The organism is Terrirubrum flagellatum, assembly GCF_022059845.1.
In the GTDB taxonomy this organism is placed as follows: Bacteria; Pseudomonadota; Alphaproteobacteria; order Rhizobiales; family Beijerinckiaceae; genus Terrirubrum; species Terrirubrum flagellatum.
This window is the reverse complement of record NZ_CP091851.1, coordinates 3,882,407-3,896,251: the sequence shown is the minus strand read 5'-3', so window position 1 is coordinate 3,896,251 and position 13,845 is coordinate 3,882,407. Positions and strand designations below refer to the sequence as shown.

Below are 13,845 nucleotides of genomic sequence, written 5' to 3'. Positions count from 1 at the left end.
CCCGAGAGTCCGCGCCCATGAACACGGCCCTGAAAGCGCTTTGCGGTCTCATGCTCTTCGCCGTCTCCGCTGAGGCGCAGACGCCGCCGATGGCGGAGTTGAAGGTGCAGGGCGGCCAGCGCTTCGTGCTGATCGGGCCGAAGAATCCCTGGAACGCCCAGGCTGTCAGCCACAATGGCGAGCCCGGATGGATTTCGATGGAGTGCCGCGAAAATGAGCGGGCGCCCGGCGCGAACACCGCTTCGGATCGCATCGGCTTCGACGGCTATGTCCAGACCATTGGCCCGGTCGCGCATATTCGCTTTTCCGTCGTGCCCGGCGAGAACGCGTTCGCGGCGGGGCCGCAGGACTGGCTCAATTTCTTCGAGCTTCACGCGAAGCCCGCGCCGGGCGACAAGGTCGAGAACGCCGGCCCACTGCTGTTCACCTGGGAATGGTCGCCGAGCACGAAGAAATCCGAATTCCGGATTTCGCGTCAGGAGATCATCGCCGATCCGCCGACCGATCTCTCAAGCTACAAACGCACGGTGCTCTATCGCTCGGCGCCGATGATGCAGATCGGCGCGCGCGCGGATTTCGTCGTCGACATCCGCGCTGATCTGAACAACACGGGATACGTCAAGGTCTGGATGAACGGCCACCAGATCGTGAACTACAATGGAAGCTTCGGATATGGCGCCAACCGTCCGCTCTATCCGCAATTCCGCATCTATCGGAACGCGAGGTCAGTGACGAGCAAGGCGCTGTTCAAGATCGACGAAGTGACGTCGAGCGCCGCGCCCTGATTCGCCTGATAGGGCGGTTATTTTTGCAATGATTTTGATGAGGCGGAATTCCACGCAATGTCCGAGAGCAGCAAGGCGGCGATCATCGTTCTCAACTGGAATGGCTGGAAGGACACCGTCGATTGTCTCGAGAGTCTCGCCCATCTCGAGAACAGGCGCTTCAGCATCATCGTCTGCGACAACGCCTCGACGGATGATTCGGTCGCGCGCATCAAAAGCTGGGCCGCGATGGAGCTCGAGCGCATCAATGCCGGGCGCGTCGCTGCGGCGAAAGAGCCGTTCAACTTCATTGACCGGTCGGATGCGGCATCGCTTCAGCAAGGCGCGCAGGGAGATTCAAACGCGATCGTTCTCATCCAGACCGGCCGCAATGGCGGTTACGCCGCTGGCAACAATGTCGGCATGCGCCATGCGCTTGCGAACGGGTTCGATTATTTCTGGGTCCTCAACAATGATGTCGAGGTCGAGCCCGATGCGCTGACATGGCTCATCCGCCGCATGGGGGATGATCCCGGCATCGGCATCTGCGGATCGACCCTGATCTATCACGGCCAGCGCGATCTCGTGCAGAATCTCGGCGGCGCCTGGTTCATCAGGTCGAAGGGCCGCGGCGTCGGCGTCGGCGCGCAGTCTGATGCAAGAGCGCCAATCGATCAGGCCGCGGTCGAAGCGCAGCTCGATTATGTCAGCGGCGCCTCGATGTTCGTCAGCCGCGAGTTTCTGGAAAAGATCGGCCTCATGCAGGAGGATTATTTCCTCTACTATGAGGAGCTGGATTGGGCGGCGCGCGCGCGCGGCCTGTTCAGGCTTGGCTACGCCGCAAAGTCGATCGTCTATCACAAGGTCGGCGCCACGATCGGCACCAATGACTTCGGCGAGCGTTCGGCGCTGGCCGACTATTACATGGCGCGCAGCCGCATCAGGTGCTGCGCGCGCTTCTTCCGGACCTCGCTTCCCTTCGTGCTGTTCGATGTCAGCCGCAAGGCGCTGCGTTACGCGAGGCGCGGCGAATGGTCGCGCGCTGCGAATCTGGCGCGCGCGATCGTCGGGATGAGATTCGCCGGGGCGTGATCGCCGGCCTGTTCGCCCCGTCTGGTCGCGCGCCGCGAACGGATGTGAATGGGGCGAGGCGATCGTTACGAGCGATGGGGCGCGAGCGCCGCCGCTGGCTCAAGTGCGTCCTCGATTGTTTTCTCGTCCGGCTTCGCGGCGAGATGACCGCCGTCGGGCGCGCGCGCGCTTTCAGAAGCAGGCGGCTTTTCCGGGCCGGCGCGACGGCCATGCTCCGTCCGCAGCCAGATTCCCAACATGATCGACAGGATCGTCGAACCGCTGCCGAGCCAGATATTCGGCGATGAGATCGACAGCAGGCCGAAAACCAGCGCCGTCAGGAGAAGCGCCTGATGGTCCGACAGCGTCAGCTCGCGCGGCCGACGGACTCCGAGAATGCAGAGGCTCGCGTGCAGGCAGAAGATGGTCAGCCCGACGATGCCGAAGCAATACCACACGCCGATGACGCCAAGATCGTCCCAGTAGATATAGCTCGCGCGCAGGAGCGAGGTTTCGTCGGCGCGGGTGGGCGAAATGCCGACCCCGAATATCGGATATTCCGAGATGAAGAATCTGAAAACCATCAGGGCTCGCGCCCGCGCTTCCGCTGAGCCGTCGCCGGAAAACAGGCGATAGGGATTGAAGTCCGGAAATGGCACGCTCAGCATGAGCACCAGCGCGAGAATAAAAAATCCGCCAAGCAGAAGACGGCGCGGCAACGCGCCGGTCAGGCCGAGAATATAGGCGACGGTGACGACGCCCATGACGGCGAGGTGAAGACGCGATTGCGCCAGCGCCAGCGCGGCGATGGGAATCGCGAGGAATGGCAGGAAAATAAATCTCTTCAGCCTGAGGATGCGATCGAGCGCGTAAAAGAACGCGAAGGTGGGAAACGACGCGGCGAGGAAAACGCGGGCGTCGCGCGTGCTGTCGCCAACCAGGATCTTCACCGACGCATCCTGCGGATCGAGCCTCGGGCTCGACAGCGTGTTGAAGAGCGCGAGATACAAAAAGCTGTAGGCGATCGAGCAGAGAAAAAGAACGAAGAGAAATCTTCGGAGGTTGAGCCGCGAATTGGCGAAGATCGCAAAGCCGAGAATGGGAGCGTAGGTGAACAGGACGTTGGGATTGACTTCGGCGTTCGTTCTGATCGCGAAGAGCTGAATTTCGAAGATCAGGAACGCGGCGCCGGCGACGAACGCCACAAGCGCCTTGATCTGCTTGTCCAGCATGCTCGCAGCCGCGCCCATGAGCACCGCCGCCGCCGCCGCGGCGAGACACACGGTCGCGGCGCCGGGGCCGATCAGATTCGCGAAGGTGGAGGTGACCGCGATTTCGGCGACAGCGAAGATGAAGGCGAAGAGGAGGGCAAGAATCATGGATTGATCGGCTCAACGCATGATCGTTCTCAGAGGCCTGCTCATAGTGTAGCGGACGCGAAGGGCATGGTCCGGGTTATCTCGCTCCTTGCGCCTGTTTTGCAACTGGTGGTTCGATCGGTGAAAAGGGCGCTCGTGAGGCGAAAATCGCGCTTTGGTCGAAATGGCCCGACCGCCGGAGTAAGCTCTTACTATGTCGATGATATGATTTACATTTCGTTGGGCCGGAGCGCGGCCGCCAGCGCCCTGGCAAGGGGCTGCGCCGAACATCCTGCGGCGCCGGGGTCGGTTCTGATGGGCGAAAAGCCGCGGGCGAGGCGTTCAAAAGGCGACTGCGCGATGACGGAGCGTCTGGCGAGGGCCGATTCTTGAGCCTTACCCGCAATGCGAGTTTCAGCCTCATTTCGTCGGTTCTCCAGATCGGGGTGATCCTGGTCACGGTGCCGATCTATCTTCGCCTGATCGGTCCGCAGCGCTACGGCGTCATCGTCATCGTCTGGCTGCTGTTCGATTATTTCCAGCTCTTCAATTTCGGCCTGGACAAGGCGGTGACGGCGATGCTGGCGCGGCTGCGCCAGTCGCTCGACGAGTCGAGCATTCTCTTCGGCACGGCGATCGCGATCAGCCTGCTGGCGGGGGCGATCGGAATGATCGTCATGTTCGCGGCGATCATTCCGATCCTGAGCAATTGGATGGGAATCGGGCCTGAACTCATCGCCGAGGCCGGCTGGAGCATCCGCTTCATCGCGCTGCTGCTGCCGCTCTGGATCACGGCCTCGGTGTTTCGCGGCCTGCTGCAGGCGCATGAGCGCTTCTTTGAGCTTAGCGTCGCGCAGTTCGCCATGGCGGTCGCGTTTCAGATCGCGCCGCTGGCGATGGCGAAATGGCTTGGCCCCGATCTCCAGACCGTGCTTTTCACGGGCGCGATCGCGCGCTCGACGCTGCCGCTGGTGATGATTTTCCTTGCGCTGCGCCGCGGCCCGCGCATGCGGATGTTGGCGGCGTCGCGCGAGTGGGCGCGCAAGCTCACGCAATACGGGTTCTGGACGAGCGTCACCAACATCGTGTCGCCGCTGATTGTGAATCTCGATCGATACATTGTCGCGTCGAAGCTCGGGCCGGCCGCCGTCGGCCTCTACAATGTGCCGCTCAATCTGATCATGCGCGTGCAGATTCTGCCGACGAGCCTGCAATCCGCCTTGTTTCCGCGCATGTCGATGTCGGGGGAGGACGACCGGGGCAAACTTTCGCGGGATGGCGTGGTCGGGCTCGGAATCATCATGGCGCCGCTCCTCGTCTGCGGCGCGGTTTTTATCGACCCTTTCCTGAAACTCTGGATCGGCGATTTCGTCGCGCCCGAATTGAGCCAGGTCGGCGAGATACTGATCGTCGGCGTCTGGTTCAACAGCCTCGCCTATGTGCCCTATGCCCAGTTGCAGGCGGAGCAGCGCCCCAATCTCATCGCCCGCCTGCATGTGCTTGAAATCCTGCCCTTCGTCGCCTTGCTGTGGTTCGCGATCGGCCGCTGGGGCATTGTCGGCGCCGCGACGGCCTGGTCGCTGCGCGCCATCGTGGATTCGCTGCTGCTGTTTGCGGCCACGGGCCTGACGGGCGTCATCTGCTGGACGCTTTTATTTCCCACAGGACTGCTTGTTCTTCTGGTCGCGACCTTGCTGCCTCACGAAACGACCCTGTTGACGAATCTCGCGCTCGGCGCGGGTTGTGTCGCGGCGATTTTGATATGGTCGGCGACCGTGGCGCCGGCTTCGCTCAGGACGCTTGTGCTGCGCGCAGCGAGGTGGCGACGCTGATGGATATCGGACGATGAGCTTGCAACGCAGCCAGCCGCTGCTGACGCTCGAGGCGGGGCGCTTCTTCGCGGCGACCGCCGTCGTCCTGTTTCACTACACCGGCGTCGTTCACGATTTTCGCGGCGTCAACGTGTTCGGCGATCTGTTTCGGCCCGGCCATGTCGGCGTGCCGTATTTCTTCGTTCTGAGCGGCTTCATCATCTATCACGTCCATCGCGACGATATTGGCCGCCCCGGGACAATCGCGCGCTTTGCGGCCAAGCGCGCCATCCGGCTCATGCCGATGTTCTGGATGATTTCGCTTGTGATGCTCGCCGGTTTCCTCCTGTCGCCGGGGCTTCTCGGAAAGCGCGAATTGACCTTTCCGGGCGTCATCGCGGACCTGCTGCTTCTGCCGCACGCGAACGCGATCCTGTCGATTTCCTGGACGCTTCGACACGAGATGGTGTTCTACGCGCTGTTCGCGTTGGCGCTTTGGCTCGGTCGGCCCGCCTTCGGCCTCATCGCGATCTGGATCGCGCTCAGCCTCGTCGGTTCCGCCTTCTCGCTCGATGTGGATTCGCTCGGGCTGCTCTCGCTCGTGGGCAGCGGCCTCAATCTCGGTTTCGGACTGGGAATTTTGGTCGCGATCGCGGTCCTGCGGCGCTCTGTCGCGCCGGCCGGACTGTGGATCGTCGCCGGCGGCGGGGGGCTGCTGGCGCTCTGCGCCGCGGAATGGCTCATCGGCCGTGGAACATCGCATGACATCGCCATTCTCGGCGCGTGGGGAGGCGTCGCCTATCTCATCGCAGCGGCCGTGCTGATCTACGGCCTCGTCCGGTTCGAAGCTGGCCGGACACTCCCGGCCGCCGGGCTGTGGAAGATGCTCGGAGGCGCGTCCTATCTGCTCTATCTCGTCCATCAGCCGCTGGCCTCGGCCGCCTTCCGGGTTGTTCCGCCGTTGAAGACGATGGCGCCCGAATTGGCATTCATCCTGCTCACGGCGGCGGCGATCGTCGTCGCGCTCCTTGGTCATTTGCTGGTCGAAAAGCCGATTCTGGCCTTTCTGTCGGGCCAGTTTACGCAGCGGTCGGGCGCGACCCGGCAGGTTCCGGGCGACGGGTCAGGCGGGGTGGGTTATGCTTCTTCACCACAGCATCCGCCCAAGCTTGCTGACCGGTAAAATTTGACTTCATTGTCGTTGAAGGGCGGGGGCGTTCGGGCCCCGATATGAGCAGAATTTCGCGTCGGCCCGCGTTGGCGGATGCTCCTGAAGGTCCGCCGACGCCGGAGGATTTGATTTTGACAAGGACGAGGGTGGCGATTCTGGCCCCGGAAAGCCTGCCCGGCCGGGGCGGCATCGGGCGCGCCATGTCCTACCTGACAGAGCGTCTGCGCAGCGATTGGCCCGACATCGAGCTTTTCGTGTTCCCGACGCGCTACACCGACAGGTCAGTATGGAAGCATCTGACCGTTCCGCCGGCGCTCGCCGTTTTCGTCTCCTATGTTCTGTTTCATCGCATCGGGGTCGTTCACATCAACATCGCGCCCCGCGGATCGACCTGGCGGAAGATGCTGTATGAACGGGTCGCGCGGGCGCTTGGCGCCCGCATCGTGCTCCATCTCCACGGCAGCGCCTACAACGAGTTCTACGAGGGCCTCGGCCCGAAAAGACAAGCCGCCGTGCGCGCTTTCTTCCGCCGCGCCGACGCGGTGGTGGTGCTGAGCCCCTACTGGGCCCGCTTTGTGACCGCCGAACTCGGCGTATCGCAGGAGCGCGTGACGCAGATCGCGAATGGCGTGCCGGTGGCGGACGATGTCGTCGCGCTTCACCCTGCGAACGAGGACAAGGTCGAGCCGCTGATCCTGTTTCTCGGCCAGATCGGCGAGCGCAAGGGCGTCGATCTGCTGCTGGACGCGTTCGCCGATCTGGTCAGGCGAAATCTCGGCTTCAGGGCTGTGATCGCCGGCGACGGAGAGGTGGACGCGGCGGTCAAACGCGCCGCCGAACTCGGGCTTGCCGATCGGGTCGCCTTTCCCGGCTGGGTCGAAGGCCCCGAGGTCCACAAGCTCCTCAGTCAGGCCGACATTTTCGTTCTGCCGTCGCGCGCCGAAAATCAGCCGGTGGCGATTTTGGAGGCGATGGCGCGCCGCTTGCCCGTTGTTTCGACATTGGTTGGCGCCATCCCCGAGCAGGTGATCGACGGCGAAACCGGCCTGCTCGTTCCAGCCGGCGACGCCACGGCGCTCTCGGCGGCGCTGGCGAAGCTCGTCGAATGTCCGGAATTGCGGGACCGCCTCGGCGAGGCTGGGCTCTCACGCTTCCGCGCCCATTTTTCGGTCGCGGCCTGCGCCGAGCGTTTCGCTGCGCTCTATCGCCGCATGTGACGGAAGCCTTCGGCTGACGCGCGTCAGCCGCTTTTGACCGGCTCGCCGCGAAGGGCGCCTTCCGGCGATCGCGACGCCTCCGACGGCTCGATGCGGATGTCAGGATGAAGAAGCTTGGAAATCTCGGCCGAACGCGGCGACAGATAGACCTTCAGTTTGAGGAAATGCTTCTCGACCAGATGCCATGACGCGATCGAGAACGCGAAGGTGATCCCGACGGCGAGAGGCGCCGTGATCGCGAGATTGTATTTCAGCGCAGGCGCGGTGGCGACGATCGCCTGAATGACCGGATATCCGTAGAGATAGATGCCGTAGGAATAGTCGCCGCTCTGCAGAAAGCGAATCCTCGGGAAGGCCGTCAGGCCAATGAACATCGTGATGTAGGTCAGGAAGATCGGATAGATGTAGACCGTGCGGTTCGACATCATCAGCGGATAGCAGATGACGATGGCGAGGCCGGCGAACAACAGATTGTATCGGATTTCGTAGCGCCAGAGAAAGAACAGCACGCCGCTGAAGAAGAAATAGACCATCGCGACGCCGGGGAGGGTGCCAAGCGTGGCGTGATATCCCCAGACGCTGTTGGCGATGAGAAGCGCAACAGTCGCGACCGCGAACGCCACAGTGAAGAGCACGCGCTTGTAGAGAAGCCCTGTCAGGATCAATCCGAAAATGACTGCGTAGCAGTCGAATTCGAAAGGAAGCGTCCACAGGTTCGAATTTACGTTCTTCGACTGGCTGGTGTGTTCGAAGACGCCCGGCAGGACGAAAGTGACGTGCCCGATGATGTTGCCGAAATATCGGAAGAAGCCCGGATCGGAAAAATACTCGCGCAGCGGCAGGGTGGTGAAGACCGCGCCGAGGATGAAGGCCGACAGCACGACTTCAACGAAGAGCGCCGGCACGATTCGCAGAGCGCGCAAGCCGATGAATTTGAAAGCGTTGCGCGTGCGCAGCGCGCTGCCCGTCACCAGAAAGCCGCTGAGCGCGAAAAACATGGGAACGAGCGACAGGGAATAGGGGCGCGCAAGCCCGCGCACCGGCGCGTCGACCGCGTAGAGTTCGGCGCCCGGCGCGTTGGCGCCGAACGAATTGGAGACATCGACGGGCAACTGAAAGAGCGACGCGAGAAGACCTGAGAGAAATCCCCGGTTTCCGGTAATGCCTGAGGTGTGGCTGAGAAGGATCGCGACGGCGAGGCCGAGGCGAAGAAGATCGAATCCGGGTCCGGCGCCTTTATTCGCGTCCAGAATCTCTCCGAAGGATCGGCCGCGATTAAAAAAAGAAAGCATAGGCGAGAAACAATCCAGGCCGTCCCGACGCGATCTCTGACCGCGCCGGAATTATGCGCAACTCGATTGTGCGCTGCAAGAGCTCAGGCCGCTGTCATTTTGCTCACAGTGAACGTCTCGGCCGCCCGACAGGCGGTCGAGACCCAACAGAGGTTCTACAGTTCGCGCGTGGATTGCGTTCTTCAGCCCACCAGCCAGCCGGTCAGCGGATCATGCGCCGCTACGGCATGCATATGGGCGAGACTGGTCATCTCGGCCGAAGCGAATTTCCAGCCGGCGTCGTAATGCTCGGTGACATATTTGTCGCCCTTCACATAAAAGACGTCGTCGCCGGTCTCGTGCCAGTTCGCGTCATAGTGCTGCTCGACGGCCTTGCCGTTCGACACCGTGCCGACATCCGCGCCGGTGAATTTCCACTGCGCGTTGTAATGCTCTTCGACCGCCTTGCCGTTCTGCAGGAAAAAGACGTCGATCGAGGCCAGCTTCCAGTTGGCGTCGTAATGTTCGGTCACCGTCTTCGCGCCATAGGTGACGACGTCGACATTCGCGAGCTTCCAGTTGGCGTCGTAATGTTCGATCACATCCTTGCCGTTCTGGTCGAACGAGACCGTGGCGGATGTCAGCTTGCCATTGGCGCCGTAATGCTCCTCGACGGCTTTGCCTCCGTCCTGCCGCGTGACGGCCACATCCTTGTCCGTCGAGACGAGTTTCCATTTGGCGTCGTACTTGTCGGTCGAGCTCGAAAGCATGGAGCTTGTCGAGACCGACAGCGCGCTCGCTGTCGACAGCGCTGATGTCGATGCGGCGAGTGCGCTCGTTTCCTTGACGTCAGTGACAGAGATCGCGAGCGCCTGATCCGTGAGATGCGAGCCGTCGCTCGCGCGCACGATGACATCGTAGATATTGTCGCCGCCGACATCTTTCGGCGCCTCATAGTCGGGCGCGGCCTTGAAGGAGAGCGCTCCGGTCTTGGCGTCGATGACGAAAAGCGAAGCGTCCGCGCCGCCCGAGATCGAATAGGCGATCGCATCGCCGTCGCCGTCGGTGGCGTGGACCGTGGTCACCGCCACGCCGTTCTCGGCGATCGAGACCGCAGCCTTGGCGCCGCCGCCATTCGTCGTGATCACGGGCGCGCAGTCATTGGCGTTGGCGACAGTGATTGCGATCGCCTGATCCGTGACATGGACGCCGTCGCTCGCGCGCACCGTCACGTCATAGACATTGTCATGTCCTGAATCCTGCGGCGCTTCATAATCGGGCGCAGCCTTGAAGGTCAGCTTGCCGGTCGAGGCGTCGATCGCGAAAAGCGACGCGTCCGCGCCGCCGGCGATGGAATAGGTCAGCGCATTGCCGTCCTTGTCGGTCGCCTGCACCGTCGTGACGGCGCTTGTGTTCTCGCTGACGGTCACAGCGGCCTTGGCGCCGCCGCCGTCCGACGTGATGACGGGCGCATAGTCGTTGGCGCCCGCGAGCGACACGTTCATATTCTTGAAATTGACCGCGTATGTCTCGTCGGACGCTTCCCGGTACACGCCTTCCTTGAAATAGGAGCCGACGACATCGTTGAATCCGAGCGCGCCCTTGTAGGAGCAGAGCAGAACGCCGTCGCGCCAGACATCGAGCGAGCCGCCGCCGAACGGATCAAGCTTCACCGTGATCTTGAAGTCGTACCACTCGCCGCGCGTGATGTTGGTCTTGTCGGTATATTGCTGGGTATAGGTGATGTCGGCGGCCGTTGAAATCGCAGCGCTCGAATCGCGCGTGACGATGCGCATTTTCTCGCCGACCATTTCGAGCGCGAAAGCAGGACTGTGGCCCGCCTCACCCTTGTCGAAGGTTGATTGAATCTGGAGCAGCGTCATCCAGTCGCCGGTGTTCTTCGCGCCGGGCTCGATCATCATGCTGAACGAGATGTTATAGGTCTTGCCGAACTCGAACTTGTCCGAGGTCGCGATCTCCGATCGCTCTCTCGTCGCGCCGTCGCCGGCGAGATAGTCGCCGGCTTTCACTTCGAAGCGGCTGACAGCATCTGTCGTGTTGTAGCTCCAGGACTGTCCGACATTCTGGACATAGAGCTTGTCGTCGAGAAAATTCATTTTGCGGCCCCACCCGTATGACAGAGCCATAGCGGACAGCCGTGCGTATCAATTTAAGTCAGAGACTTGCTTTCCCGCGCGCGTTTTAACGCCTTGCAAATTTCCGTTTAGAGCCGGTGAATCGCGGCTAACTCGAAATCGGAATCGCAGCCGCGCCTTACGTTGCGGATGGTTGATTGTTTATCAATGCGAGATAGGCGGCGCCGATCGACGTCCATGATGACGCCGCGCGCATCCTTTCGGCGCCGGCTGCGCTTGTCTCCCGCCACTCCTCGACCGGGCGGCGGCGAAACAACAGGATCGCATCGGCGATCGCCTGAGGCGTGACGGGTTCGGCGATGAGTTCGCCGCACATGCCTTCAGCGAACAGTTCGCTGAGGCCGCCGGACATCGTGCCGATCACCGGCCGCGCATTGAGCGCCGCGAGAACTCCGACGCCGCTTTGCGAGTCGAATTCGCGATAGGCGAGGACGAAAGCGTCGATCCCGGCGAGAAGCGCCGGAAGCTCCTCATCGGGAATAAAGCCGATCTTAAGCATGAAGCCATCGGGGTCCTGCGCGATCAGCGCTTTGCATTCGTCCCAATAGTCGCGCTCGAAGGCGTGCGGCTGGCCGGCGATGACGAGCGAGAGCTGGGGGTCGCTCTTGCGCGCCAGCAGCACCGCCTTGATCACGTCCGCGACGCTCTTGTTGCGCCGGATCGCGCCGAATTGCAGCAGCGCGCCGCGGCCGGGGAGAGGCGGGACGGAATTGAGGATGAAGGGTCCGTGCGGAATGACGGCGATCTTTTCAGGCGCGATTCTGAAAGTCTTGGTGAGCGTTTGCTTAAGCTGCGGCGTCATCACCACGAGCCTTGAGGCGAGGAGATAGGAAAGCCGATGCCCCCATCGCTCGATGGCTCCGAGGCGAGAGCCGAACCGCCAGGCGTGGTTGGGGATGGCGTCATGCACGATGAAGATGATCCGCGCGCCGGTCAGCCTGAGAAGCGCGAACAGCGGCAACGTGAAGGGCAGCGGCTCCGGGATGCTGAAGATATAGTTTCTCGCCTTTAACCTCTGCGCGATGAGAGCTGCGGCGCCTCTGCCGATGCGCTTCAGCGTCGCGGCGATCCGCGCGGCGCGGCCGCTGCCGGCGTCGACGAGTTCGCGCGGGGTGAAGATCCTGACGACGCGCTCATGCTTCGGCTCGCGGGTCGCCGGGTCCGCCATGGGCGAGATGAAAGTCACGTGCGCGCCGGCTTCCGCCAGCCCTTGCGCAAGCTGCTGCGCCACCCAGGCCGCGCCGGATCGCCAGGATTTCGTGAACAGGCAAACCTCGACCATCACGCCTTTCCATGAGCGCGCGCATTTAATCGCCGCATTTCACGCTCGCGCGTTCAATGCGCGGATCGCGCGACAGGCGCAAATCGCAATTGGTGAGGAAACGCCGAAAGGCCGGGCGTGCGCATCGCGGCGCGGCCGGCGATCAGGCCGGGATCAGTAGGCGTTCCTGGAGCTGACGGCCTGGATGACGGTCAGGAACAGGATCTTGATGTCGAGGAAGATGCTGCGGTTGTTCACATACCAGGTGTCGAGCTCGACGCGGCGCGCCATGCTTTCCATGGTCGGCGTCTCGCCGCGGCTGCCATTGACCTGCGCCCAGCCGGTCAGGCCCGGCAGCACATGCTGGCGGAAGGCGTAGCCGCCGAGCTCCCGCTCGTAGAAGCTGTCATGGGCGGCCGCGTGCGGGCGGGGACCGACCAGCGACATCTCGCCGCGCAGCACGTTCCAGAGTTGCGGCAATTCGTCGATGCTGGTGCGCCGGATCCATTTGCCGACGCGGGTCACGCGCGGATCCTGCCGCTTCGCCTGGGCGATGGTCGCGCCATTCTCCATCACCGACATGCTGCGGAACTTGATGATCTGGAACGGCTGGTTGTTGAAGCCGCGCCGGATTTGCAGGAACAGCGCCGGTCCCGGGCTGTCGAGCTTGATCGCCAGGGCGACGATCACCAGCAGCGGCGCCAGCAGCAGCAGCGCGAACGAGGCGATGGCGATGTCGAGCCCGCGCTTGAGCATCTGCTCGCGCACGCTCATGGGCGCCGCCTGCATCTCGAGCGACAAGAGATCGCCGATGCTGCGCTTCGGGCGGCTGGCGATCTCGGAGATCGCGGGCTCCATTACGAAGCGCACCGGCAGAGGCAGTCCCCGCAGGCCGCGCTCCATCTGCATCACGAAGGGCATACGCCGCCATGAGGTCGCGACGATGATCTCGTCGATGCGCGCGCCGCGGAAATGCGCGACGGCCTGCTCGGCCGCCTGCCGCGCCGCGGCGCGCCGCCCGTCGCTGACATTATCGAGGAGCATCTCCTCGGCGATCTCGAAACCGCACCGGCGCAGCAGGTCGGGCAGTTCGTTCCTTGCGAAGCGCGAACCGTCGGTGATCACGCCAACGCGTCGCGGCGCCAGCGCGCCGGCGCTGAGGCCGCGATCGAGATAACGCTTCCAGAAAAGCCGGTTGCCGGCGAGCGACAGGAGCGTCAGCGCGGCGAAGGTCAGCGTGCCGCCACGCGAGAACTGGGAGCCGACCTTGAGCGCGAACGCGCAGATCGTGAGCAGCGCGACGCTGCCGCCCCACACCAGCAGCAGCGAAACCACCTGCCCGGTGAAATCCCTGATCTTCGGCGGCTGATAGACGCCGCGCACATGCGACAGCGGAATGATGAGCGCCGCGGCCACGAGGCCGATCGCCGCATATTGATAGGGATCACGCGAAAGATCGGAGACGACGCTGTGATAGAACCAGCTTCCGATCTCGGCGGCCATGAGGATCAGAACGAAATCGACAGCCGACATCGCGGCTCCGACGGCGTCGTAGCTCACCCAGGCTCGACGGGCCCATTGACCAACGGTCAGCCCTTTGTCGGATACAGCAGGCATAGGCCACTCAGTTAACTGTGCGTTAATAGCCGCGCTGCTGCACAGCAACAAGGGGGAGTTAACAGGGTCGTTAAGATTGTAACGGATCCGATCGATGCTGAGCCGGCGATTTTGGCCTTGAGACCGTTCCCACGCGCCGGGCAGGGGA

10 protein-coding genes are annotated in these 13,845 nt (G+C 62.8%); 5 read left to right on the top strand and 5 right to left on the bottom strand.

Annotated features, from left to right (window positions below; all coding sequences use genetic code 11):
- The first annotated feature begins 17 nt into the window (after nt 1-17).
- Entirely contained in the window at nt 18-785 is a 768-nt protein-coding gene (locus L8F45_RS18715) for a polysaccharide lyase family protein (RefSeq protein ID WP_342359375.1), read from the top strand.
- A gap of 57 nt (nt 786-842) precedes the next feature.
- Entirely contained in the window at nt 843-1,856 is a 1,014-nt protein-coding gene (locus L8F45_RS18710) for a glycosyltransferase family 2 protein (RefSeq protein ID WP_342359374.1), read from the top strand.
- 65 nt (nt 1,857-1,921) lie between these two features.
- Here L8F45_RS18710 and L8F45_RS18705 read toward each other — a convergent pair whose 3' ends face one another.
- On the bottom strand, nt 1,922-3,214 hold the full coding sequence (locus tag L8F45_RS18705; RefSeq protein ID WP_342359373.1) for a hypothetical protein: 1,293 nt from the start codon (nt 3,212-3,214) through the stop codon (nt 1,922-1,924).
- 368 nt (nt 3,215-3,582) lie between these two features.
- On the opposite strand from L8F45_RS18705, the gene L8F45_RS18700 reads away from it, so the two are divergent.
- From L8F45_RS18700 to L8F45_RS18690, 3 genes are all read left to right on the top strand, one after another.
- Nucleotides 3,583-5,025, top strand: coding sequence for a flippase (locus L8F45_RS18700; RefSeq protein ID WP_342359372.1), 1,443 nt, complete (start codon nt 3,583-3,585; stop codon nt 5,023-5,025).
- A 13-nt stretch (nt 5,026-5,038) separates the two neighbouring features.
- Nucleotides 5,039-6,187 (top strand): acyltransferase family protein, encoded by a 1,149-nt coding sequence (locus tag L8F45_RS18695; RefSeq protein ID WP_342359371.1) that lies wholly within the window; start codon nt 5,039-5,041, stop codon nt 6,185-6,187.
- 134 nt (nt 6,188-6,321) lie between these two features.
- A complete protein-coding gene (locus L8F45_RS18690) occupies nt 6,322-7,392 on the top strand; it encodes a glycosyltransferase family 4 protein (RefSeq protein ID WP_342359370.1) in 1,071 nt (356 codons plus the stop codon).
- A gap of 23 nt (nt 7,393-7,415) precedes the next feature.
- Here the strand turns inward: L8F45_RS18690 and L8F45_RS18685 are convergent, their stop codons facing one another.
- The 4 genes from L8F45_RS18685 to L8F45_RS18670 form a co-directional block, all read right to left on the bottom strand.
- Nucleotides 7,416-8,684: an acyltransferase family protein gene (locus L8F45_RS18685; RefSeq protein WP_342359369.1), complete on the bottom strand. Its 1,269-nt coding sequence runs from the start codon at nt 8,682-8,684 to the stop codon at nt 7,416-7,418.
- Between the two features lie 182 nt (nt 8,685-8,866).
- A complete protein-coding gene (locus L8F45_RS18680) occupies nt 8,867-10,780 on the bottom strand; it encodes a heparin lyase I family protein (RefSeq protein WP_342359368.1) in 1,914 nt (637 codons plus the stop codon).
- Between the two features lie 157 nt (nt 10,781-10,937).
- The gene (locus tag L8F45_RS18675) at nt 10,938-12,101 is read right to left on the bottom strand and encodes a glycosyltransferase family 4 protein (RefSeq protein ID WP_342359367.1); all 1,164 of its coding nucleotides are present in this window, start codon (nt 12,099-12,101) and stop codon (nt 10,938-10,940) included.
- 153 nt (nt 12,102-12,254) lie between these two features.
- Entirely contained in the window at nt 12,255-13,640 is a 1,386-nt protein-coding gene (locus L8F45_RS18670) for an exopolysaccharide biosynthesis polyprenyl glycosylphosphotransferase (protein ID WP_342359366.1), read from the bottom strand.
- Nucleotides 13,641-13,845 lie beyond the last annotated feature (205 nt).

Bases quoted from the DNA above. Each gene is read 5' to 3' on its own strand.
- L8F45_RS18715 (WP_342359375.1), top strand. From the start codon at position 18: ATGAACACGGCCCTGAAAGCGCTTTGCGGTCTCATGCTCTTCGCCGTC.
- L8F45_RS18710 (WP_342359374.1), top strand. From the start codon at position 843: ATGTCCGAGAGCAGCAAGGCGGCGATCATCGTTCTCAACTGGAATGGC.
- L8F45_RS18705 (WP_342359373.1), bottom strand. From the start codon at position 3,214: ATGATTCTTGCCCTCCTCTTCGCCTTCATCTTCGCTGTCGCCGAAATC.
- L8F45_RS18695 (WP_342359371.1), top strand. From the start codon at position 5,039: ATGAGCTTGCAACGCAGCCAGCCGCTGCTGACGCTCGAGGCGGGGCGC.
- L8F45_RS18685 (WP_342359369.1), bottom strand. From the start codon at position 8,684: ATGCTTTCTTTTTTTAATCGCGGCCGATCCTTCGGAGAGATTCTGGAC.
- L8F45_RS18680 (WP_342359368.1), bottom strand. From the start codon at position 10,780: ATGAATTTTCTCGACGACAAGCTCTATGTCCAGAATGTCGGACAGTCC.
- L8F45_RS18675 (WP_342359367.1), bottom strand. From the start codon at position 12,101: ATGGTCGAGGTTTGCCTGTTCACGAAATCCTGGCGATCCGGCGCGGCC.